Source organism: Polynucleobacter sp. 80A-SIGWE (assembly GCF_018882295.1).
Lineage (GTDB): Bacteria > Pseudomonadota > Gammaproteobacteria > Burkholderiales > Burkholderiaceae > Polynucleobacter.
In genome coordinates this window covers 433,095-455,374 of record NZ_JACVOR010000002.1, presented here as the reverse complement: position 1 = coordinate 455,374, position 22,280 = coordinate 433,095, and the positions used below count along the sequence as shown (strand labels likewise).

The following is a 22,280-nucleotide window of genomic DNA, read 5'->3' as shown; positions in this document are numbered from 1 at the left end:
GCCTTAATCAATGTGGTAATTTGGTGCTTCCTTGGTGATCTTCACATCATGAACGTGTGACTCGCGTACACCCGCTGAAGTGATTTCCACAAAATTCGCTTTTTCATGAAGTTCATCAATAGTCTTGCATCCAAGATAGCCCATTGAAGAACGAATACCACCAGTCAGTTGATGCAAGATAGCAAGGACGCTACCTTTGTAAGGCACTTGACCTTCAATACCTTCAGGCACTAGCTTCTCTGCATTTGCAGCGCTGATATCACTTTGGAAGTAACGATCTGCAGAACCATCCGCCATCGCACCTAAAGAACCCATGCCACGATAGCTCTTGTATGAGCGACCCTGATAAAGAAATACTTCGCCGGGAGCTTCTTCAGTGCCGGCAAACATTCCGCCCATCATGACTGAACTTGCGCCAGCAGCTAAGGCTTTAGCAACGTCACCGGAATAACGTACGCCACCGTCAGCAATTAAGGGAATACCTGTGCCTTTAAGCGCAGCAGCTACATTCACAATGGCACTAATTTGAGGAACACCTACACCAGCAACAATTCGAGTTGTGCAAATAGAGCCTGGGCCAATACCTACCTTAACGCCATCTGCACCATGATCAGCCAATGCTCTAGCAGCATCACCAGTGGCAATGTTTCCGCCAATCACTTGCACGTGAGGGTAATTTTTCTTAACCCACTTCACGCGATCCAATACGCCTTGGCTATGGCCGTGAGCGGTATCCACCACAATCACATCAACACCTGCACGAACTAGAAGTTCAATACGCTCATCGTTGTCAGGGCCTACGCCAACTGCAGCGCCAACGCGCAACTTACCTTCGCTATCCTTACAAGCATTTGGATGCTCGGTAGCTTTCAAAATATCTTTAACAGTGATGAGGCCGCGCAATTCAAACTTGTCGTTCACCACTAGCACGCGCTCTAAGCGATGCTGACTCATCAAGCGCTTTGCCTCTTCTAAAGAGCAACCTTCTTTAACTGTGATCAAGCGCTCTCGTGGAGTCATCTTTGTTTTTACTGGCGCATCCAAATCTTCTTCGAAGCGTAAGTCGCGGTTGGTAATAATCCCCACCACTTCTTTGCCAGTCAGAACCGGGAAACCAGAAAAACCATGCTCACGGGAAAGTTGAATAACTTGACGTAGTGTGACATCGGGACCGACCGTAATTGGGTCGCGCAAAATGCCGGATTCGTAACGTTTGACCTTGGCCACTTCCCTAGCCTGCTCAGCAGGCTTGAGATTTTTATGAACGATACCAATACCACCTTCACTGGCCATGGCAATTGCCAAGCGGCCTTCGGTGACGGTATCCATGGCTGCGGACACCAACGGTGTGTTTAGTGAAATATCTCGAGTTAACTTACTTGCCAAGCTGGCATCTCGAGGGAGTACCGAAGAATAAGCCGGTACGAGGAGCACATCGTCAAAAGTGAGTGCTTTTTGAATGAGTCGCATGCAAAACCCCTAGTCGCAAAAACCGATTATAGCCTCCTAGCCTTTCTTTTAGCTGCGGCAGCCTGGAATTTGGCATCTTGGTTCTGATTGGCCTTCTTGCGGCGAACGGCCTTGGGGTCCACTAGGAGGGGTGAATACAGCTCCAGACGATCACCCTCGTAAATAGGGCTATCCAAGTCCTTGCGCTTGCCAAAGACCCCAAAACAGCCTTTTCTAGCCAAAACAGGATCATCGGGACCTTGGGCGATTCCAGCTTTCACCAAGGCTAGACCCACTGTAGGGGTCTCGGATGCAGATAAATGGAGTGTGAAGGGGTTTAGTTTGGGCTCACCTAGGCGGGCATCGCAAATCCAAATCTCCATGGATTGATTAGTCATAGAGGTCTTCGGCTCGCTTTACGAAGCAATCCACAAAGGTACCAGCTATATGACCAAATACCGGGCCAATGATCTTGTCCAGGATGACGCTTTTAAACTCCCAATGGAGCTTGAACTCCACCTTGCAGGCATCTTCCTTGAGAGGAATGAAGTTCCACTGCCCAGAAAAGTGCTTGAACGGTCCATCTACAAAGACCATGTCAATGGTTTCAGGGCGGTGATTGATGTTTCTAGTATGAAAGTACTGATTAATACCCTTGAAGTGGATATTGATTTTGGCGTCTAAAACAGTCTCAGTTTGCTCAAAAATTTCCACCCCGCCACACCAAGGCAAGAATTCTGGGTAACGCGCAACGTCGGTTACCAAGCCATACATGCGGTCGGCTGATTGGCCAATTAAAACGGTCTTGTAGACGTCTGCCATAATCGATCTTGAGAAGCTAAATAAATATGAGTATCGTCGATAACAAAAAAGCCTTCTTCGATTATTTTATCGAGGAACGGTTCGAGGCAGGACTAGTTCTGGAGGGCTGGGAAGTAAAAGCCATCCGCGCTGGTCGAGTCCACGTCAAAGAAGCGTATGTCGTCATCCGTCAGGCGGAGCTATTCCTGATCGGTTGTCATATCACCCCACTGCTATCAGCCTCAACTCATATTGTCCCAGACAGCACCCGCACTCGCAAACTTCTCCTCAATGCGATTGAAATTAAAAAACTCATCGGCAAAGTTGAGCAAAAGGGCTACACCCTAGTTCCACTGAATCTGCATTTCTCCAAAGGCAATGTGAAGTGCGAGATTGGGCTAGCTCGAGGTAAGAAGCAGCATGACAAGCGCGCGGCAACTAAAGAGCGTGAATGGGAAGTTCAAAAAGGTCGAATTGCTCGAGGCGACCTCAACGCCTGAGTCCTGAAGCATACTCCTAAGCCATAATGCACCAATAAAGTGCATTATGGCACCATGCTGCCCCATATCCACAAGCGCAGTAAAGCCAAAGGCGTTAGTTTGTAACTATGAAATTGCCTTTTGATGAAATGCTCGACGCCAGTGGAAAAGCGCGTCCCCATTACCAAGTTTTCCATAACTGGCTTAAACAGCAGAGTGACACCCTCATGGGTCTCAAGCGCGCTGAGGCTGACCTGATTTTTCGACGAGTTGGGATTACCTTTGCCGTCTATGGAGATGATCTTGGATCTGAACGAACTATTCCGTTTGATCAAGTGCCTCGCATCTTTACTGCCAAAGAATGGGAACAATTGGAGGCTGGCCTTCGTCAACGGGTTAAAGCACTCAATCGCTTTCTTTATGACGTCTATCACGAAGAAGAAATTATCAAAGCCGGAATTATTCCTGCTGAACAAATTTATAACAACGCGCAATATCGTCCTGAGATGCGCAATGTCAACGTGCCGCGAGATATTTATGCGCAGATCGCTGGAATTGATATCGTGCGCGCTGGCGAAGGCGAGTTCTACGTTCTAGAAGACAACCTGCGTGTTCCATCTGGCGTGTCTTATATGGTTGAAGACCGCAAGATGATGATGCGACTCTTCCCCGACCTGTTTCAGAAATATCGTGTTGCCCCTGTCGAGCACTACCCTGATTTTTTATTGGAATGCCTGAAGTCAGTCAAGCCTGATGACGTCAAAAAGCCTAATGTTGTAGTGCTCACCCCAGGCATGTACAACTCCGCTTATTTTGAGCATAGCTACCTTGCTCAACAAATGGGCGTTGAATTGGTGGAAGGCAAAGATTTATTTGTGAAGAATGAGCAAGTCTTTATGCGCACCACTCAAGGCCCTGAGCGGGTGGATGTGATTTACCGTCGCGTCGATGATGACTTCTTGGATCCCCTTGCGTTTCGCTCTGATTCAACATTAGGGGTTGCTGGCTTACTCTCCGCTCATCGCGCAGGCAATGTGACTTTGGCCAACGCTATTGGCACTGGCATTGCTGATGACAAGTCAATCTACCCTTACGTGCCAGACATGATTGAGTTCTATTTGGGTGAGAAACCCATTCTGAATAATGTGCCGACTTTCCAGTGTCGCAAACCTGATGATCTCGCCTACACCTTGGCTAACTTAGACAAGTTGGTGGTGAAGTTGACACATGGTGCTGGCGGCTATGGCATGTTGGTTGGACCAGCCTCCACCAAAACGGAGATTGAAGAATTTCGCGGTCATCTGATTGCCAATCCAGACAAATATATTGCACAGCCAACGCTTGCTCTCTCTACTTGCCCAACTTTTGTTGAGTCCGGTGTGGCTCCACGCCATATTGATTTGCGTCCTTTTGTTTTGTCAGGAAAAACAATCAAGATGGTTCCAGGCGGCCTAACTCGTGTTGCCCTCAAAGAAGGATCTTTAGTTGTGAACTCCTCACAGGGTGGTGGCACTAAAGATACCTGGGTTCTAGAAGAATAAAAGGGATAAGTAAATATGTTGAGTCGTACCGCTGATTGCCTTTACTGGATGGCCCGCTACACAGAGCGAGCAGAAAACACTGCCCGCATGTTGGATGTCAATCACCAAACCTCCCTACTCCCACAGCCTGCAGAGTTTTTAGAGCAGAGCTGGAAGAAGCTGCTCACGATCTCCAAGCTTGAAGAATCCTTCTTGGTGAAATACGATGTAATCACCCGTGAGAATGTCTTGGACTTCATGATTTACGAAACTAGCAATCCATCTAGCATCGTGTCATGCCTGTTTGCTGCTCGTGAGAATGCCCGAGTCATTCGCGGCAGAATTACCTCCGAAGCATGGGAAACACAAAATACCACTTGGTTAGAGTTGCAACGCATTTTGGAGGCTAGAAATCAAGCAGACCCTAGTCGACTACTCGAGTGGGTAAAGCATCGCTGCCATTTGTTCCGGGGTGTGATGCATGGCACGATGCTCAAAAATGAATCCTTCTATTTTATGAATATAGGCACCTTATTAGAGCGTGCCGATAACACCGCTCGCATCCTAGAAACCAAATACGAAGATCAGGCGACGCTTAAAGTCTTGCGCACGGATAAAAAAGTAGAAGCCGATGGAGCGGATGGTGATTTCTTTGACTTCTATCACTGGGCTGCCCTACTTCGCTCAGTCTCCGCCTTTGAAATCTATCGCCAAATCTATTCCGATCAAGTAACCCCTAAGCAGGTCGCGCAACTCTTGATTTTCAATAAGCAAATGCCTCGCTCTTTGGTGAGTTGCGTGAATGAACTGATTCCATTAATTTCAGAGGTGAAGAATCAGCAATCCAAAGAAATTGAACGCCTGCTTGGCAAGCTCAAGGCAAGCTTAGATTATTCCGATATTGATGAAGTCTTTTCTCAAGGGTTAGAAGAATTTATTGAAGAGTTCTTAGAGCGCATCAATCATATTGCTGATGAATTCAGTAATGCTTACCTCATACCATTAGCTGTAGCTTAAAGATCCTTATGCACCTCAAGATTCGTCACCGCACAGAATACCGCTATGAAACGCCGGTGCGTTACTCCATTCAAGAGTTACGCCTCACGCCACCTAATGTGGCTGGGCAAGCTATTGAAAAGTGGAAAGTTAGCACGCCGATTAAGGCAAGCACTTCACTCGATGCTTTTGGAAATCTCTACAGCGTTTTTGTTCAAGAGAGCTCATACACCTCAATGATGATTGAGGCTGAGGGCGATGTTCATACACAAGATGCTTTTGAGTTTATTGATGAGCCTAAGGCGGTTTCACCTTACCATTTACTCCAACAAACGAACTTAACTGAACCCACAGCTCAAATGCTGGAGTTCTTCTCTGCATCGCTACCAAAGAAAAACACCATCGATGAAGTGTTGGAGTTGGCTGCCGCAGTACAAGGAACTATTCTGTATTTCCCGGGGCAAACCAATTCCGCCACCACTGCTGCCCAATCTTTTGCCATGAAATCCGGCGTCTGCCAAGATCATGCTCATATCATGCTGGGTCTGTGCCGCGCCTCAAATATTCCGGCGCGTTATGTCAGCGGCTACTTCTTTGCCGAAGATTCACCAAACCTGGCCAGCCATGCCTGGATTGATTTCTGCACCGATATTGATCAAGGTCTTTGGACCAGCATTGATATCACCAATGCCTGCTTTACAGATTCGCGCCATGTTCGCCTAGCGATAGGCAGGGACTACTACTCGGCAGCTCCCGTTAAGGGAGTGCGCTCTGGTGGAGGCGGTGAAGAGTTAAGTGCAACCATCTCCATTACTCAACCGACCTAATCCAGCCCTCAGTAAAGCCAAGTAAGAGATAATTCAAAGAAATAATTAAAGGGGCTGCAGGATGACGTATTGCGTTGGGCTTTGCCTAAAAGATGGTTTGGTATTTTTATCTGATACCCGTACTAATGCGGGTGTAGATCAGATTGGCACATTCAGAAAGATGTCCTTATTCCAGAAGGATAAGGATCGCTTTTTTACCCTGATGAGCGCCGGCAATCTTGCCATAACTCAGGCTGTGAAAGAGATCCTATTGCAAGGCCAACTCCTCAATGGAAAGAATCTGTGGAATGTGGAAAGTACTCATGATTCAGCCGTCGTCATTGGTGACGCCATCAAGCAGGTTTACGATCGGGATCACAAAGCGCTAGAAAAAGCAGGAATCGATTTCAATTGCAATCTGATCTTTGGCGGGCAAATTAAGGGCGAACGCCCACGACTCTTTAACATCTACTCAGCAGGAAACTTTATTGAGGCCACTCCTGAGACTTGTTACTTTCAGATCGGGGAGTCTAAGTACGGTAAGCCAATCTTAGATAGAGTTATTACCTTTGATACCCCGCTAAATTTGGCTACCAAATGTGCTCTGATCTCAATGGACTCCACTCTGAACAGTAATATTTCAGTAGGACTGCCGCTTGACTTGATGGTTTATGAAAAGAACTCATTGCAAGCTAGTAAGCTGGTTACCATGGATGAGTCCAACCCCTACTTCCAGATGATTCATCAGCTCTGGGGTGAGAAATTACGCTCTGCGTTTAACTCTATTGCAGAGCCAAGCTGGTCTGGAGCAACTCCTTCTCGCTCGATTGCATCGCCTGCTAAGAAGATGGGTGCAGTACCTATTCATCGCAGTAGCAAGGCCGTTAAAAAGGCAGTTGCACCGGTTAAGGCGGTGACTAAAGCTAGCCCAAAGAAAAAAGTGCTTGCAAAATCTAAGCGCTAGTTTAGGTAGCACTTAAAAGACAAAAGGCCTAGATTTCTCTAGGCCTTTTTCACATCTTGCTAGTGATTAGCGGGGGCAGCTTAGGCCTCTTTCTTACCCAACATTTCCCAGGTAGCTACTACGCTATCTGGATTGAGGGAGATTGAAGTAATACCCTTAGCAACCAACCAGCGTGCGAAGTCTGGATGATCTGAAGGACCTTGACCGCAAATGCCAACGTATTTGTTTTGTTTGCGGCAAGCATCAATCGAGCGGGCAATCATGAACTCAACCGCAGGGTCGCGCTCATCAAAGTCAATTGCCAGCAATTCCATACCGGAGTCGCGATCTAGGCCCAAAGTTAATTGAGTCATATCGTTTGAGCCGATTGAGAATCCATCAAAATGCTCGAGGAATTGATCCGCCAAAATAGCATTGGAAGGAATCTCACACATCATGATCAGGCGCAGGCCTTTTTCACCACGCTTTAGACCGAACTTCGCCATCATATCGATCACGCGCTCAGCTTGTTTGATGGTGCGCACAAATGGCACCATGATCTCAACGTTATCTAAGCCCATATCTTCACGAACACGCTTCATCGCAGCGCACTCTAAGGCAAAGGCTTCACCGAAATCTGCTGATACGTAACGGGATGCGCCACGGAAACCGAGCATTGGATTCTCTTCATCCGGTTCATAGCGTGAACCGCCGATGAGCTTCTTATATTCGTTTGACTTAAAGTCGGACAAGCGAACGATCACTGGTTTTGGATAGAAAGCAGCAGCAATTGTTGCTACACCCTCAACCAATTTATCTTCATAGAACTGACGTGGGCTTGCATAACCACGAGCAACGCTTTCTACAGCACGCTTGAGATCAGGATCAATGTTTGGGTACTCCAACACAGCACGTGGATGTACACCAATGTAGTTATTGATGATGAATTCGAGACGGGCCAAGCCAACACCAGCATTTGGGATTTGGCAGAAATCAAAAGCTAACTGAGGATTACCAATATTCATGGTGATCTTCACTGGGATCTCCGGCAATACGCCACGAGAAACTTCAGTCACTTCAGTTTCGATCAAGCCATCATAAATATGACCTTCGTCACCTTCTGCGCAAGAAACTGTCACCATCATGCCGTCTTGTAAATGCTCAGTCGTATCACCGCAACCTACCACTGCAGGAACGCCCAACTCACGGGCAATAATCGCTGCATGGCAAGTACGTCCACCACGATTAGTCACAATCGCAGAAGCGCGCTTCATTACTGGCTCCCAGTTAGGGTCAGTCATATCAGCAACTAATACATCGCCTGGCTGTACGCGATCCATCTCGCTTGGGTCACGAATCACGCGAACTGGGCCTGCACCAATCTTTTGACCAATCGCACGACCTTTAGCAAGAACCTTAGATGTGCCCTTGAGCTTGTAACGCATTTCCACTTGACCAGCGGCTTGACTCTTCACTGTCTCTGGTCGCGCTTGCAGGATGTAAATACGGCCATCTTGACCATCCTTACCCCACTCGATATCCATTGGACGGCCATAGTGCTTCTCAATGATCACGGCGTATTTAGCCAATTCAGTGATATCCGCATCTTCCAATGAAAAACGATTACGTTTCTCTGGAGCAACATCCACAGTCATCACCTTCTCAGCAGAACCTGCTGGGGCGAATTGCATTTGAATCAACTTGGAACCCAAGGAGCGGCGAATAATCGCTTTTTTATCTTGGGCTAAAGTCGTTTTGAATACATAAAACTCATCTGGGTTCACTGCGCCCTGCACTACTGTCTCACCCAAGCCATAGCTAGAAGTAATAAATACGACATCTTCAAAGCCTGACTCGGTATCCAGAGTAAACATCACGCCAGCCGCACCTAAGTCAGAGCGGACCATACGCTGAATACCAGCTGATAAGGCCACTTCAGCATGGGCAAAGCCCTTATGAACGCGGTAAGAAATAGCGCGGTCGTTATACAAAGAAGCAAATACTTCACGAATCTTCTTCAGAACATCGTCAATACCTTCAACGTTTAGGAAGGTTTCTTGTTGTCCAGCAAATGAGGCATCAGGCAAATCTTCTGCGGTTGCAGAAGAGCGCACTGCAAAAGAACCTTTGCCGGAGTCATCTAATTTTTTAAACGCTGTACGAATCTCTTCATCAAGACGCGCTTGAAATGGCGCTGTTTCAATCCAGCCGCGAATTTCTTTACCAGCCTCAGCTAGAGCGCGCACATCATCAATATTGAGATTCTCCAGGCGCTTTTGAATGCGCTCGGTCAAATTGTTGTGCTCTAAGAAATCACGAAACGCCAATGATGTCGTTGCAAATCCAGTCGGTACACGAACACCCGTTGAAGACAACTGAGAAATCATTTCACCCAATGAGGCATTTTTACCGCCGACTGACTCAACATCAGTCATTCGGAGTTGCTCAAAAGGTAAAACATAGGCATTTGCTACATCGTTACTTTGTTGCTGTTGGTTGGACATAAAATACTCTCTAAAGATAAGGAAACTGGTCGAGCGGCCGAATAAAATACGGCATACTTCATTAACTACATATTGTAGTGCTGACCACGATTTTTTAGGCCAATCTCATGTCTACCCAAACCCGCATTGTTTTTATCGTTTCTGACGGCACCGGAATTACTGCCGAGAACTTCAGCCAGTCGATTTTGGCTCAATTTGAGGCCACTTTTAAGCACATTCGGGTGCCTTTTGTGGATAGCCCTGAAAAAGCCCATGATGCCGTTTCTAGCATCAATCAGGCAGCTTCTAAATATGAAGTCCAGCCTATTGTTTTCACCACTTTGGTGAATCCAGAACTCAATAAGATTGTCGGCAAGGCTAATGGCTTAATTCTGGACATGTTCCAGACTTTCGTGGCGCCTTTAGAACAAGCGCTAGGGGTCAAATCGACCCATGCCATGAACCGCCTGCACCACAATGCGGATACTGAGGCCTATAAAAACCGTATTGAAGCTATTAACTATTCTCTGGCTCACGATGACGGCCAGTCAAACCGCAACCTAGCGGAAGCCGATGTCATTCTGGTGGGAATATCTCGTGTGGGTAAAACGCCAACTAGCCTGTATTTGGCAATGCAGTACGGCATGAAGGCAGCTAACTACCCTCTTATTCCAGAAGACTTTGAACGTGGCCAACTACCAAAAGATTTAATTCCTTACCGCAACAAGATTTTTGGTCTCATGATCGACGCCGAGCGCCTTTCAGAGATTCGTAATGAGCGACGTCCTGGTAGCAATTATGCGAAGTTGGAAAACTGCCGCTACGAGATCAATGAAGCCACCGCCATGATGAAAAAGGAATCTATTCCTTGGGTGGCAACAACCAGCAAATCGATTGAAGAGATTGCTACAACCGTACTGCAATCCATTAAGTCAGATAAAACAATCTTAGGTTAGATTTTTAGCTTCTGCGAACACGCACGGTTTCAAATAGGCAGATTGCTGCTGCAGTGGAAACATTCAGGGACTCAACTCTTGGATCAATTGGGATTGATACGCCCTTGGCTTGTGCCATCAGATCTTCTGAAACGCCCTGCCCTTCGCTTCCCATTACCCAAGCAACTGGATGGATTAGTACCTTGGGCATATTGAAGAGATCTAGTTCACCATCAGCAGTGGCGGCCAGTAAAGGCGCCGTTACGGCACTGAGTACTTGTGAGCTTGACCACCCTTCGTAAAGATCTAGTAAGCGGTGGGCACCCATGCCAGCACGCAATACCTTGCTTGACCACAGGTGAGCGCAACCAGATAATGCGATCACTTGTGTAAAGCCGGCTGCAGCTGCAGTGCGCAAGATAGAGCCAACATTACCGGCATCTTGAATGCGATCCAAAATAATCACATCCCCAGAAATCGTCGCAACCGACTTTTGTGGGTTTAAGGCAGACTCAGGAAGATCTAGCAATCCTGCAATTTGAGGGGCATTCACCAAATCAGATAGCAAATCCCAGAGACCTTTATCCAATTGATAAACGCGAGTCTCAGGACAAATTTCTACATGGTCGTAGACGGCCTGGGCGATCTCAGGATTCTGCAAACCTAATTCAGAGGTAATCAAGGTCTTGAGCGCTGAATTGCCAACCCAAGTTTGCACTAAATGAATACCTTCCAGCAAAGCCTGGCCGCAAGCAAATCTCGCCTTTTGGCCTTTAGGGCCAGTAGCTTGTAATTGACGAATTTCCTTAAATAAGGGATTGTCTTTTGAGCTGATAAATTCCATCTTCATAGCTGGGATTATCGACTATGCAGAGCTAAGACATTGCGAACTGGTGAGAAGCTGCGGCGATGTTGGTCGCAGGCACCAAATTCCTTTAAGGCAGAAAAATGCGCCTCTGTTGGATATCCCATATGTTGAGCAAATCCATATTGTGGGTGCAATTCATGTAAAGCCATCATTTGACGATCTCGCGTGACTTTAGCCAAGATCGATGCCGCTGAAATAGCAGGCTCTTTGGTATCACCTTTGACAATAGCTTCTGCAGAAATCGGGAGCTCTGGGCAGCGATTCCCATCAATCAATGCCTTATCTGGCCAACCGCCTAAACGTGTAGTGAGATCCTCAATTGCACGGCGCATTGCCAACATTGTCGCCTGCAGAATATTGATTTCGTCTATCTCAGCTGGACTAGCCTCACCAATACCCCAAGCTTTTGCCTTATGTTGAATTTGCTCAAACAGAAACTCGCGTCTGGCAGCTGATAACCTCTTAGAATCTTTTAAACCAGCAATAGGATTGTCGGGATCAAGAACAACAGCACCGGCAACAACCGCCCCCGCTAATGGACCGCGGCCTGCCTCATCAACACCGCATATCCAAATCACACTCACACAGAAATCCGACTTTTAGTTGCAGTAATTGTTTGCGCCACAGCCTGCGCAACTAATAAGCCTGTTGGCCTGCGTAAGGTTTCATGCATTTCTGCAAAGCGTGTTTTTAATTGGGCAACTTTGTTAGGGTTATTTAACCAAGTCAATAAAGCATCAGCCAAGTTACTTGGAGTTGCATCATCCTGAAGAAGCTCAGGGACAACGAACTCACCGCACAAAATATTAGGAAGCCCAACATAAGGCAGATACCCCTGTCGCTTCATAATCTGCGCAGTCAGCCAAGGTACCTTATAGGAGATCACCATAGGCTTTTTCCAGAGTGCAGCCTGCAATGTTGCAGTGCCACTTGCAATCAACACAACATCAGCGGCTTCTAGGACTGCATCCGCCTCACCATCGATTAAATAAATATTCAGGATTGGATTCTTCTCTAGCGTGTTTTTGAGTAAAGCTTCAAGTGGTGCTCGCAAGCGTGGAGTTGCCACCGGGATCACAAAATGTAGAGACTGTCCTGGCATGCGCTTCACAAGCTCAGTCATGGTTTCAAAAAAGACTGGTGCAATAAGTTCAATTTCTGAGCCACGACTGCCCGGCAGAACAGAGATGACAATTCCATTTAATGCATTGGCGGGTAGGTTTAATGCCTGCTCGATTCTTTGTTTGGCTGAGGCTGGATTTGGCTCAAGTGGAATCTCGCTAGCTAGTGGGTGCCCTACATAAGTTGCGCTAATGCCGGCGCGCTCATAGATCTCAGTTTCAAAGGGGAAGATACAGAGCATGCGTTCAACCGCTTGCTTGATCTTCGTAATGCGCCCTGCTCTCCATGCCCAAATTGATGGAGAAACAAAATGTAAGGTTGGAATGCCTGCTTTACGCAAAGCTAGCTCGACGCCCAAATTGAAATCGGGAGCATCAATACCGAGATACACGTCGGGACGTCCCTCACTCGTAAGATTACTAATGAGTTCCTTGCGCAGTTTCAGAATGGCGGGTAGTTGCTTGATAGCCTCAACGTAGCCACGAACACTGAGAGTCTCCATAGACCAATCAGACCTTAGCCCCTCCGCCTGCATGCGCGGTCCACCAATACCGTAAACCTCCAAACTGGAAGTATCTGGAATCTGCTTTAGCGCACTGAGTACTGGCGCTGCCAGCAAGTCACCCGAAGGTTCTCCGGCAACACAAGCAAGTTTAGACACTCGATCTACTCTATCGAATAATGCCGCGCGTGGAGGCAGCAATAAAGTCATGGAACTCAGTCAGCTTTTCTGCGGTAGCGGCATCAGATGCGCTAGCTAGCACCATCTTCTGAATCTCTACCTTAGCCTCTTCGAAACTGAGGCCGTCTTTATAGAGAACCTTATATGCCTGACGTAATGCAGAAATCGTTTCACTTGAGAAACCACGGCGCTTGAGACCCTCAACGTTGATGCCATGTGGAGAAGCCTTATCTCCGGCCGCAATCACAAATGGTGGAATGTCTTGCACTAATGCAGAGGCGCCACCCAGCATGGCATGCTGACCAATGCGAACAAACTGATGGACGCCTGACATGCCACCCATAATTGCCCAGTCACTCACCTTCACGTGACCAGCAATTTGTGCATTACTTGAGAAAATCGTGTGGTTACCGATTTGGCAGTCATGCGCAATATGTACGTAAGCCATGATCCAGTTGTCATTACCGATGCGGGTAATACCCTCATCCTGAGATGTACCAGTATGAATAGTAGTGAACTCACGAATCGTATTGCGGTCGCCAATAATCAGTTGGGTTGGTTCGCCGCGGTATTTCATATCCTGAGGAGCGCCACCAATGGCAGCAAAGTGAGCAAAGGTATTTTCTTTACCGATCGTGGTGTAACCCTCGATCACAGTATGAGAGCCGATCTTACTGCCAGCGCCAATTTTGACGTTTGGCCCAATAACGGAATATGGACCAACCTCTACGTCGCTAGCGAGTTCAGCTTTGCTATCAACTACAGCAGATGCATGAATCCGAGTCATTACGCACCTTTCGTACGAACAGCACAAGTGATATTAGCTTCTGCGGCCAACTCGCCATCTACAGTAGCTTGCACCTGAAATTTATAGATACCGGCACGCTCACGCTCTAACTTGGCCGTCATGATCAGTTGATCGCCGGGCAATACTGGCTTCTTAAAACGCGCTCCATCAATACCAGCGAAGTAATAAATCGCATTCTCTTCGCGGACTTCTGAAAAAGTAAGTAGTGCAGCAGTTTGAGCAAGCGCCTCGATGATTAAGACGCCAGGCATTACTGGAAAATCCGGAAAGTGCCCCTGAAAGAATGGCTCATTCATGGTGACATTCTTTAAAGCAGTAATACTTTGACGAGGCTCAATCTCTAACACTCGGTCAACCAATAAAAATGGGTAGCGGTGTGGCAATAACTTCAAAATTTGATTGATGTCGATAGCGATAGGTTTGCTCATGTATTTACCTGCTGAATAAAGTTTCTAATTTTTTAGTGTGATGATGATTTATTTAGATTTATCTAATAATCGTAAGCGTTGACGTATTTTATCGAGGCCACGCAAAATAGCAGCGTTTTTCTCCCAAGCACCATGGAGCATTGACGGATAAACACCCGTGTAGTGCTGGCCTGGTTCGGTGATGGAGCGAATAATCGAAGTATTTCCGGACACGGTGGTTCTGTCAGCAATACTGAGGTGGCCAGCAAAGTTAGCGGCGCCACCAATAATGCAGAAGTTTCCAATCTTGGTACTTCCTGAGATCGCTGCACAACCAGCAATCACGCAACAATTACCAACTACTACGTTGTGTGCAATTTGCACTTGATTATCAATTTTAGTTCCATTGCCTATGATCGTGTCGCTCATTGCGCCACGATCAATTGTGGTTGACGCACCAATTTCAACATCATTACCAATAACAACGGCACCGGTTTGCGGGATCTTGACCCACTCGGCACCAGCGGCAGAAAAATCAGGAGCAAAACCAAAGCCATCAGCACCAATAACGGCGCCACTATGAATAATGCAACGCTCACCTATCGTAGTTTCTGAATAAAGGGAAACATTGGAATAAATCAAGGTATCGCTACCGATACTAGAGTTTCTAGCAATAGAGGTATTGCCTATCAAGGTAACGCGTTCGCCTAATTTCACGCCAGGGCCAATTTGCACAAAAGGCCCGATATGACATGAGGCCGGAATAGTGACGGATACATCTATTGCGGCACTGGGATGTGCACCAGGGGTATAGGTAGGTGCGGCTGCCTTGGCAAAATACTGTGCCATTCTGGCAAAAGTTGCATAAGGATTTTTAGAGACAAAATACACACGCTGCGCAGAATTCGCACTCGGATTTGCTTGAAGAAAATCGAGATCAGCCTGACTAACAATTAATCCACCAGCAGAACTGTCACTAGCCTGCTGACGATATAGCGGATTAGAAAGAAAGGAGATTTGGCTTGACTGAGCTCGCTCGAGAGGAGCGAGACCCTGAAGCGCGAGGGAGCCATCCCCCACCAAGCTTACTTGAAACTGTTCGGCCAGCTCGATGGCGGTGGGCATAAAACTTACTTGAGACTATTCAAAGCCTTGATGACATCTTCAGTAACGTCAACCTTTGGATTGGCATAGGCTGGATCTTGAATAATGACATCAATTTTTCTTTGCTCAGCAATTTGCTTGAGCGCTTGATTTGCTTTTTCAGCAATCTTGGCACGCTCTTCAAAGTTGCGCTGATTCAGATCTTCCGTGTATTCGCGTTGCTTGCGTTGCAGTTCGCGATCCTGATCTGACAACTCACGTTGACGACGAACACGATCCGCCTCAGACATTACAGCTGAATCACGGTCTAACTTTTCAGCAGCAGACTTAATTTTTTGAGCGCTCTCACGAATTTCGTTCTGACGCTTCATGAATTCATTTTGCAATTTAGTTTGGCTTGCTTTGGCCATATTGGATTCGTTGAAAACTTTCTCAACGTTCACGGCCGCAACTCGAGTTCCAGCATCTTGTGCGAATGCCTGTGGCAAAGCGATTAGTGAAGAAACAGCAATTAAGCCGTATTGAATCCATTTAGAAGATTGACGAAGCTTCATAAAACTTTCCTTAAACAATTAAAACGCTGTACCCACCTGGAACTGCAAACGCTGAATATTATCCGTCGGCAAGGATTTGATCGGAATACCGTAACTGAATTTTAGCGGGCCCAGTGGTGATATCCATGATAAACCTAAGCCATAAGAATATCGCAATACGAGATTGATATTCTCGTTATAGACATTACCGCCATCTACGAAGCCAAATACACGCAAGGTTTTATCAACCCCGGATCCCGGGACCGGGACAGTGTATTCAACATTGCTGACAATCTTGGACTGACCACCAGTCGGCTGATTAGTGCCTGTATTGTTATTGTAATAAGTGGGTCCAAGGGATCCTGGAGAGTAGCCCCGCACCGACCCAATACCACCAACATAGTAGTTCTTGGTGATTGGGAATGGATACTTACCATAGGCCTCACCATAGCCAACCTCACCATTAAAGGACAGTATGTTGCCCTTTGAAAACGAGTGATACTTTTGATATTGACCAAATATACGGTAGAACATCATATTGCCAACAGGAGTTCCTACTTCAGCATTTAGTTGCTGCAGAGAGCCTGATGATGGAATCAAAGCGCTATCACGACCATCGCGTGACCAACCGATGGTGACTGGCACGTTATAGGTATTAAGAGATGCAGGATAACCAGGGGCCGCTGCACCATAGTCAATCATGTAATTCAGATAAGGCTGCGGCGTATTCGAGGTAGATTTAATCTGGAATGCCTCAATACCAGTTCCGAAGAAAACGCGATCGACCTCGGTGTATGGAACACCAAATTTAATGTTTGAGCCCACTGACTTAATTTGATAGTCAGGATCACCGATGTAATACAAAGGCTTGGATGAGCGATAAAACAAATCGGTGTAGCGACTAATGCCGTCCTCAGTGAAGTAAGGGTCATAGTTTGATAAAGCCAAACTTTGATTAATCTTACCGAGAGCCATATTAAGACCAACGGCAGTACCAGTACCAAAGGCATTCTCCTGATTAATACCAGCAGACAAAATCAACTTCTCTGTTGAGGAGAAGCCTGCCCCAAGAGTTACAGCGCCAGTTGGCTTTTCAGATACTTTCACATTCACATCAACTTGATCCGGGGATCCAGGAACGTCTTGAGTAGATACATCAGTCTCAGTGAAGTAACCCAAACGACCTAAACGCTTTTTGGATAGATCAATCTTCTCACTATCGAACCATGAACTTTCAAACTGACGCATTTCACGACGAACCACCATATCGCGAGTTTTGGCGTTACCAGTAATATTGACTTGACGCACATAAACACGGCGACCCGGATCAATCACCAAGGTAAGATCCACCTCATTCAAGTCACGACGAATATCTGGCTGAGGGCTAATATTCGCAAAAGCGTAACCATAGGAACCTAAAATCTCAGCAATAGCCTTTGTGCTCTCAGTTACCTTGGCGGAAGAGAAGGTATCACCCGGCTTAAGAGTTACGAGCTGAATTAGCTCAGCCTCTTTACCCAACAACTCACCTGCCAAACGCACATCTTTAACCGTGAACTTATTTCCCTCACGAATACTGATGGTGAGGTAAATGCCTTTTTTGTCGGGGGTAATAGAAACCTGGGTAGATTCAATGACAAACTCCAGGTAGCCGCGATTGAGATAGTAGGAGCGAATATTCTCTAAGTCAGCCGTAAGCTTTTGCTTGGAATACAAATTGTCTTTGCTATACCAAGACAGCCAACCGCCAGTTTTGAGTTGCATCTGACTGTTAAGGGTGCTCTCGCTAAAAACGTTATTGCCAATAAAATTGATCGCCTGGATTTTAGCTGTAGGGCCTTCATCAATATTGAAATATACGGCAACCTGATTTCTCTCTAGCGGAGTGACGGTTGCAACTACCTCGGCAGCATACATACCCTTACCAACATAGGCGCGCTTCAGCTCTTGTTCGGACTTATCAATCAAAGCTTTGTCATAAAAGCGTGCCTCGGCAACACCAACGGCCTTTAAAGACTTGCGAACGGTTTCCTGGTCAAATTCCTTCATTCCAGTAAATTCAATGCGAGAGATCGTGGGACGCTCTTCAACGATCACGATTAAGACGTTACCTTGCGCTTGAATTTGTACATCTCGGAAAAAACCAGTGCTGTACAGCGCCTTAATAGCGTCAGCGCTCTTCTCTTCGGTAAAAGTATCTCCAACCTGAACTGGTAGGTAGCTAAACACGGTACCTGGTTCTACTCGCTGCAAACCCTCAATGCGAATATCTTTAATGACAAAGGACTCAGCTGCTTGTGAATTTACACAGAAACCAGCCGCGAGAATGATGGCGACTTGAGCAACAAATCGAGTTACGGAGCGAAAAGAGGGGTTCAAAAAATTCAAGGTGAAAGGTAGCGTTGCAAATCGTTAAACAAGGCTAGCAAGGAAAGAAATATCAGCAGCAAAAAACCCACTTTTTGGAGCTTTTCCTGCAGGGATAAAGAAATTCGCTTACAAGCAACCAACTCCCATGCATCATACAGGAGCTGACCCCCATCTAGCATTGGTAAGGGCACTAAATTCAAGAGTCCAATACTGATACTCATGAGGGCCAAGAAGGCTACGAATGGCTGCCAACCAACCTGAGCAGACTTCCCAGCCATATCCGCAATACTCAATGGCCCGCCAAGCTGTTTAAGGGTCGTTTTGCCGGTAAACAAACCAAGCATTAGCCTCATGGAGACCTTGGAAATCAAATAGACCCTCTGGGTTGCAAAACCTAGGGCATCTATAGGCCCTAATTTGAGCTCTTTCCACTCTGAGGGTGGGCTAAGTTGCGGAAGCAGGCCCAAAGCTTGAAATGGGTCGGATTCTGGTGAAATTGGGGGCAAATCACCCTGTCGAAAGGATTTAACTAGGCGAGCACCAGAAGCATCCTGCATCTCCAGGGCAAAACCCTCCTCTCCAGTAATCGCGTCCAAGAGCAACCAGCGCAAGGCATTCCAACTCGGAACGGGGTCGAACTCCTCAAGAATGGGGGCGCTGTTGTAGTCAGATGGCAGAGATTGCCAGCCAATAACCTTGTCACCTGCCCTCACCCCTAGTTTCGCGGCAATCGATTGCTCTGGCGGAGCCTGCAAGCGAGCTGGTAACTGAGGCACGCCCGAGACATAAATCACTGAAAATAAAATAACGGCCAATAGAAAATTGGCAAATGGCCCTGCAGCCACAATCAAAGAACGCTGCCATAGCGGCTTCACATCAAAAGACTGGGGGCGATCTTCTTTTGGAATATTTTGCTGACTATCGCGACCATCTAATAATTTGACATAGCCACCTAGAGGAATGGAGGCTAGAACCCACTCCGTTCCATTGCTGGCACGATAAGTTAACAGCGGCTTGCCAAATCCCAAAGCAAAGCGAAGCACTTTGACCCCGCACAAGCGAGCCGCCAAAAAATGGCCATATTCATGAAAGCTGACCAACACACCCAGTGTGACTAAGAATACGCCAAGAGTGATTAAAGCCTGCAAAATCTGTCGATCTATTTCTGGATTGAGCGAATGAACTGATTCGCAGCCTGACGAGCTAGAGCATCAATCTCAAGAATCGTTTCAAGCGAATCGGCCGCTACTGGAGGCAGGGCATTTAAGCAGTGCTCCACCACATTTGGAATGCTTAAGTAAGCCAATCCTTCATCTAAGAAAGCAGCAACAGCAACTTCATTAGCAGCATTTAAGACGGAAGGAGCAGTGCCCCCTGCTTTTGCGGCGGCAAAGGCCAAACTCAAACAAGGAAATTGAGTGAAATTAGGCTCAGTAAAGCTCAGGCCCGTCAACTGCGTTAGATTCAAGGGGGCGACACCAGCATCAATGCGTTCAGGCCAAGCCAGACCATAGGCAATCGGCGTACGCATATCAGGCTGACCCATTTGTGCCAGCACTGAGCCATCCCGGTAGCGCACCATGGAGTGCACTACGCTCTGCGGATGTATTAATACCTTAATCTTTTCTAGTGGCAAACCAAACAACCAGAAAGCCTCAATCACCTCAAGACCCTTATTCATCATTGTTGCCGAATCAACAGAAATCTTTCTGCCCATCACCCAGTTTGGGTGAGCGCAAGCCTGCTCCGGAGTAATGCCTGCTAAATCTCCAATTGATTTATCCCTGAAGGGTCCACCTGAAGCAGTTAACCAAAGCTCTTCTACGCCTAAATGGACGGATGGATTTTTGGTGAAACGATCTGGCAAACATTGAAAGATTGCATTGTGCTCACTATCAATTGGGAGTAACTCACCACCACCCACTTTCATAGCCTGCATAAATAAATTACCCGACATCACCAAGGCTTCTTTATTGGCCAGCAATACGCGCTTACCTGCTTGCGCCGCAGCCAAGGCTGGAACTAGACCAGCAGCACCAACAATCGCCGCCATGACGGTGTCGCAACCAGATTCAGTTACTGCACTGACTAAGGCCTGAGGCCCATAGAGAACTTGAGTAACAATCTTTTTTTCTTGCAAGAGACGATTCAGCTTGGCGGCGCCATCAGCATCGGCTACTACTGCAATATTCGGCCTAAACTCAATACATTGCTCAGCCAAACGATCAATTTGTTTTGCGGCAGTCAGAGCAACTACTTTAAAGCGTTCAGGATGCGCGCGGATCACATCTAAGGTATTAACACCAATCGATCCTGTAGATCCTAGGATGGCAACTTGCTTAACAGACATCAAATCAATCCAGCTAACAATGCAGCAATCGGCATCGTTGGTATGAGAGCATCAACCCGATCGAGTACACCGCCATGACCAGGCAATAAATGACTGCTATCTTTAACGCCGGCTAAGCGCTTCAACTGAGACTCAAACAAATCACCAAAGACGCTAAACGCAGCCAATACGGTAACCATTAAGAACATTGGTACCCAACCAAATCGAATTGCCCAAGCACCAAAAAGCGTATCACCAAGAGGTAAATACATTACGCACAAAAATGCGTAAAGGTAGCAAAGTATTAGACCGCCCAATGCACCTTCAATCGACTTCCCTGGACTGATATTTATAGCCAACTTATGTTTACCAAAAGCCTTACCAACGAAATATGCGCCAATATCTGCAACCCAAACTAGGGCCATGCTACTTAATAAAAAGGCTAAACCGAGTTCACGTAGGAATACCAATGCGAACCAAGTGGCCGGCAGAATGATTAAGCCCAAAATGCTGTAGAAAGGTTTGAATTTTTGAAGAGAAAGATTCATGCCCTTGGCCAAAATGAATGGCGCCAGAAAGAACCAAAATAAGACCGCCATCATGAGCAAAGAGAATTGCCATGAGATCGCCTGCGTACCCAGCAAAAACAAAATGATGGCCAAACAAAAAGTGGCGTAGAGCCATGCGGCCTTTTTTGCCTCAGGGGCAATAATGCGACTCCACTCCCAAGCAGCTGCAACTAATGCCACTAGAAAGAATCCACCTAAATAAATCGGCGGCAATAAAAACAAGATGGGCAATAGCACTGCCATCAAAATAGTGGCAGTAATGATTCGAGTTTTAAGCATATGGGGAAGTGAGAAGTACTTAGACTGCGTCACTCAAAGGCTCGGAAGCCAGCTGAGCACTTGTGCGTCCAAAACGACGCTCGCGCTGACTAAACCAGTCAAACGCTTTATGTAGTTCAGCCTCATCAAAATCAGGCCAAAGAGTATCCGTGAAATATAACTCGGTATAGGCTAACTGCCAGAGCAAGAAGTTACTAACGCGCTGTTCACCGCCGGTGCGAATAAACAAATCTGGCTCTGGTGCATAAGCCATAGATAAATGGGGCTGCAATAACTCTTCAGAGACTTGTTCCGGCTTCAAATCAGGATTAGCAGTTAAGCACTGGCGCATTGCCTGCAAGATATCCCAACGGCCACCATAGTTAGCTGCAATCGTAAAAGTGAGTCCTTTGCAACCAGCAGTTTTTTCTTCAGAAAATTGCACCATCTCCTGAATCGCAGAATCAAAGCGGCTTAGGTCTCCTATAAGGCGTAAGGAGATATCATTTTCAGCTAGACGAGAAACTTCGCTTTTTAATGACTTTAGAAACAACTTCATTAAGAAACCCACCTCTTCTGGTGGGCGGCGCCAATTTTCAGAGCTGAATGCAAATACGGTGAGGTATTCGACGCCAAGACGACGACACTCTTGGACAATTTTACGCACAGCACCCAATCCCTCTGAATGCCCAGCTACCCGCGGCATGAAACGCTTGCTGGCCCAACGACCATTGCCGTCCATGATGATGGCAACATGGCGAGGAATAGCGCTAACCTCTGGAACAACTAAGGTAGAGCTAGTGTGCTGTGTCATAAAT

22 protein-coding genes are annotated in these 22,280 nt (G+C 46.8%); 6 read left to right on the top strand and 16 right to left on the bottom strand.

The annotated features are described in order from the left end of the window. Positions 1 to 3 precede the first annotated feature (3 nt). From guaB to ICN25_RS07080, 3 genes are read right to left on the bottom strand one after another with little or no spacing between them, the layout of a single operon-like run. Positions 4 to 1,470, bottom strand: a complete 1,467-nt coding sequence (guaB, locus tag ICN25_RS07090) for an IMP dehydrogenase (protein ID WP_216180643.1) — start codon at positions 1,468 to 1,470, stop codon at positions 4 to 6. 26 nt (positions 1,471 to 1,496) lie between these two features. After that, positions 1,497 to 1,847, bottom strand: coding sequence for an RnfH family protein (locus ICN25_RS07085; protein ID WP_216180641.1), 351 nt, complete (start codon positions 1,845 to 1,847; stop codon positions 1,497 to 1,499). Continuing rightward, the gene (locus tag ICN25_RS07080) at positions 1,840 to 2,271 is read right to left on the bottom strand and encodes a type II toxin-antitoxin system RatA family toxin (RefSeq protein ID WP_216180639.1); all 432 of its coding nucleotides are present in this window, start codon (positions 2,269 to 2,271) and stop codon (positions 1,840 to 1,842) included. The genes ICN25_RS07085 and ICN25_RS07080 overlap by 8 nt, the downstream gene beginning before the upstream one ends. 26 nt (positions 2,272 to 2,297) lie before the next feature. Here ICN25_RS07080 and smpB point away from each other — a divergent pair, with 26 nt between their 5' ends. The 5 genes from smpB to ICN25_RS07055 all read left to right on the top strand — a co-directional run bounded on the left by smpB (position 2,298) and on the right by ICN25_RS07055 (position 7,015). Beyond that, complete coding sequence (gene smpB, locus ICN25_RS07075; RefSeq protein WP_046330447.1) at positions 2,298 to 2,750, top strand: SsrA-binding protein SmpB; 453 nt, start codon at positions 2,298 to 2,300, stop codon at positions 2,748 to 2,750. 107 nt (positions 2,751 to 2,857) lie between these two features. Then, a complete protein-coding gene (locus ICN25_RS07070; protein ID WP_216180636.1) occupies positions 2,858 to 4,270 on the top strand; it encodes a circularly permuted type 2 ATP-grasp protein in 1,413 nt (470 codons plus the stop codon). Between the two features lie 15 nt (positions 4,271 to 4,285). Beyond that, positions 4,286 to 5,266, top strand: a complete 981-nt coding sequence (locus tag ICN25_RS07065) for an alpha-E domain-containing protein (protein ID WP_216180633.1) — start codon at positions 4,286 to 4,288, stop codon at positions 5,264 to 5,266. An 8-nt stretch (positions 5,267 to 5,274) separates the two neighbouring features. Next, positions 5,275 to 6,072 carry a transglutaminase family protein gene (locus ICN25_RS07060; protein WP_216180630.1) on the top strand — a complete coding sequence of 266 codons (798 nt, stop codon included), beginning with the start codon at positions 5,275 to 5,277 and terminating at the stop codon, positions 6,070 to 6,072. 61 nt (positions 6,073 to 6,133) lie between these two features. Further along, positions 6,134 to 7,015, top strand: coding sequence for a proteasome-type protease (locus ICN25_RS07055; protein ID WP_255536717.1), 882 nt, complete (start codon positions 6,134 to 6,136; stop codon positions 7,013 to 7,015). 80 nt (positions 7,016 to 7,095) lie between these two features. On the opposite strand, the gene ppsA is transcribed toward ICN25_RS07055, so the two are convergent. After that, a complete protein-coding gene (gene ppsA / locus ICN25_RS07050) occupies positions 7,096 to 9,498 on the bottom strand; it encodes a phosphoenolpyruvate synthase (RefSeq protein WP_216180615.1) in 2,403 nt (800 codons plus the stop codon). Between the two features lie 107 nt (positions 9,499 to 9,605). Here ppsA and ICN25_RS07045 point away from each other — a divergent pair, with 107 nt between their 5' ends. Beyond that, entirely contained in the window at positions 9,606 to 10,433 is an 828-nt protein-coding gene (locus ICN25_RS07045) for a pyruvate, water dikinase regulatory protein (RefSeq protein WP_216180612.1), read from the top strand. A 4-nt stretch (positions 10,434 to 10,437) separates the two neighbouring features. On the opposite strand, the gene ICN25_RS07040 is transcribed toward ICN25_RS07045, so the two are convergent. Genes ICN25_RS07040 through uppS form a run of 12 tightly spaced genes read right to left on the bottom strand, consistent with a single transcriptional unit; the run spans position 10,438 to position 22,276 of the window. Then, the gene (locus ICN25_RS07040) at positions 10,438 to 11,262 is read right to left on the bottom strand and encodes an RNA methyltransferase (RefSeq protein WP_216180610.1); all 825 of its coding nucleotides are present in this window, start codon (positions 11,260 to 11,262) and stop codon (positions 10,438 to 10,440) included. An 8-nt stretch (positions 11,263 to 11,270) separates the two neighbouring features. After that, positions 11,271 to 11,864 carry a ribonuclease HII gene (gene rnhB / locus ICN25_RS07035; protein ID WP_216180607.1) on the bottom strand — a complete coding sequence of 198 codons (594 nt, stop codon included), beginning with the start codon at positions 11,862 to 11,864 and terminating at the stop codon, positions 11,271 to 11,273. Next, positions 11,861 to 13,114 carry a lipid-A-disaccharide synthase gene (gene lpxB, locus ICN25_RS07030; RefSeq protein WP_216180604.1) on the bottom strand — a complete coding sequence of 418 codons (1,254 nt, stop codon included), beginning with the start codon at positions 13,112 to 13,114 and terminating at the stop codon, positions 11,861 to 11,863. The genes rnhB and lpxB overlap by 4 nt, the downstream gene beginning before the upstream one ends. Further along, on the bottom strand, positions 13,074 to 13,871 hold the full coding sequence (gene lpxA / locus ICN25_RS07025; protein ID WP_216180601.1) for an acyl-ACP--UDP-N-acetylglucosamine O-acyltransferase: 798 nt from the start codon (positions 13,869 to 13,871) through the stop codon (positions 13,074 to 13,076). Before lpxA ends, lpxB begins: the two co-directional genes overlap by 41 nt. After that, a complete protein-coding gene (gene fabZ, locus ICN25_RS07020) occupies positions 13,871 to 14,320 on the bottom strand; it encodes a 3-hydroxyacyl-ACP dehydratase FabZ (RefSeq protein ID WP_015421422.1) in 450 nt (149 codons plus the stop codon). The genes lpxA and fabZ overlap by 1 nt, the downstream gene beginning before the upstream one ends. Positions 14,321 to 14,368: 48 nt before the next feature. Further along, the gene (lpxD, locus tag ICN25_RS07015) at positions 14,369 to 15,424 is read right to left on the bottom strand and encodes a UDP-3-O-(3-hydroxymyristoyl)glucosamine N-acyltransferase (RefSeq protein WP_216180598.1); all 1,056 of its coding nucleotides are present in this window, start codon (positions 15,422 to 15,424) and stop codon (positions 14,369 to 14,371) included. 5 nt (positions 15,425 to 15,429) lie between these two features. Then, positions 15,430 to 15,957, bottom strand: coding sequence for an OmpH family outer membrane protein (locus tag ICN25_RS07010; protein WP_216180595.1), 528 nt, complete (start codon positions 15,955 to 15,957; stop codon positions 15,430 to 15,432). Between the two features lie 18 nt (positions 15,958 to 15,975). Next, complete coding sequence (bamA, locus tag ICN25_RS07005) at positions 15,976 to 18,267, bottom strand: outer membrane protein assembly factor BamA (protein ID WP_370624731.1); 2,292 nt, start codon at positions 18,265 to 18,267, stop codon at positions 15,976 to 15,978. A 53-nt stretch (positions 18,268 to 18,320) separates the two neighbouring features. Continuing rightward, on the bottom strand, positions 18,321 to 19,454 hold the full coding sequence (locus ICN25_RS07000; RefSeq protein ID WP_216180589.1) for an RIP metalloprotease: 1,134 nt from the start codon (positions 19,452 to 19,454) through the stop codon (positions 18,321 to 18,323). Between the two features lie 11 nt (positions 19,455 to 19,465). After that, on the bottom strand, positions 19,466 to 20,656 hold the full coding sequence (gene ispC / locus ICN25_RS06995; protein ID WP_216180586.1) for a 1-deoxy-D-xylulose-5-phosphate reductoisomerase: 1,191 nt from the start codon (positions 20,654 to 20,656) through the stop codon (positions 19,466 to 19,468). After that, positions 20,656 to 21,483: a phosphatidate cytidylyltransferase gene (locus ICN25_RS06990; RefSeq protein WP_216180583.1), complete on the bottom strand. Its 828-nt coding sequence runs from the start codon at positions 21,481 to 21,483 to the stop codon at positions 20,656 to 20,658. Before ICN25_RS06990 ends, ispC begins: the two co-directional genes overlap by 1 nt. Before the next feature lie 19 nt (positions 21,484 to 21,502). Next, positions 21,503 to 22,276, bottom strand: coding sequence for a polyprenyl diphosphate synthase (gene uppS / locus ICN25_RS06985; protein WP_216180581.1), 774 nt, complete (start codon positions 22,274 to 22,276; stop codon positions 21,503 to 21,505). Between the last annotated feature and the right edge of the window lie 4 nt (positions 22,277 to 22,280).

Coding starts and splice junctions, on each gene's coding strand:
- guaB (WP_216180643.1), bottom strand. CDS start 1,470: ATGCGACTCATTCAAAAAGCACTCACTTTTGACGATGTGCTCCTCGTA.
- ICN25_RS07085 (WP_216180641.1), bottom strand. CDS start 1,847: ATGACTAATCAATCCATGGAGATTTGGATTTGCGATGCCCGCCTAGGT.
- ICN25_RS07080 (WP_216180639.1), bottom strand. CDS start 2,271: ATGGCAGACGTCTACAAGACCGTTTTAATTGGCCAATCAGCCGACCGC.
- smpB (WP_046330447.1), top strand. CDS start 2,298: ATGAGTATCGTCGATAACAAAAAAGCCTTCTTCGATTATTTTATCGAG.
- ICN25_RS07070 (WP_216180636.1), top strand. CDS start 2,858: ATGAAATTGCCTTTTGATGAAATGCTCGACGCCAGTGGAAAAGCGCGT.
- ICN25_RS07065 (WP_216180633.1), top strand. CDS start 4,286: ATGTTGAGTCGTACCGCTGATTGCCTTTACTGGATGGCCCGCTACACA.
- ICN25_RS07060 (WP_216180630.1), top strand. CDS start 5,275: ATGCACCTCAAGATTCGTCACCGCACAGAATACCGCTATGAAACGCCG.
- ICN25_RS07055 (WP_255536717.1), top strand. CDS start 6,134: ATGACGTATTGCGTTGGGCTTTGCCTAAAAGATGGTTTGGTATTTTTA.
- ppsA (WP_216180615.1), bottom strand. CDS start 9,498: ATGTCCAACCAACAGCAACAAAGTAACGATGTAGCAAATGCCTATGTT.
- ICN25_RS07045 (WP_216180612.1), top strand. CDS start 9,606: ATGTCTACCCAAACCCGCATTGTTTTTATCGTTTCTGACGGCACCGGA.
- ICN25_RS07040 (WP_216180610.1), bottom strand. CDS start 11,262: ATGAAGATGGAATTTATCAGCTCAAAAGACAATCCCTTATTTAAGGAA.
- lpxB (WP_216180604.1), bottom strand. CDS start 13,114: ATGACTTTATTGCTGCCTCCACGCGCGGCATTATTCGATAGAGTAGAT.
- lpxA (WP_216180601.1), bottom strand. CDS start 13,871: ATGACTCGGATTCATGCATCTGCTGTAGTTGATAGCAAAGCTGAACTC.
- fabZ (WP_015421422.1), bottom strand. CDS start 14,320: ATGAGCAAACCTATCGCTATCGACATCAATCAAATTTTGAAGTTATTG.
- lpxD (WP_216180598.1), bottom strand. CDS start 15,424: ATGCCCACCGCCATCGAGCTGGCCGAACAGTTTCAAGTAAGCTTGGTG.
- ICN25_RS07010 (WP_216180595.1), bottom strand. CDS start 15,957: ATGAAGCTTCGTCAATCTTCTAAATGGATTCAATACGGCTTAATTGCT.
- ispC (WP_216180586.1), bottom strand. CDS start 20,656: ATGTCTGTTAAGCAAGTTGCCATCCTAGGATCTACAGGATCGATTGGT.
- ICN25_RS06990 (WP_216180583.1), bottom strand. CDS start 21,483: ATGCTTAAAACTCGAATCATTACTGCCACTATTTTGATGGCAGTGCTA.
- uppS (WP_216180581.1), bottom strand. CDS start 22,276: ATGACACAGCACACTAGCTCTACCTTAGTTGTTCCAGAGGTTAGCGCT.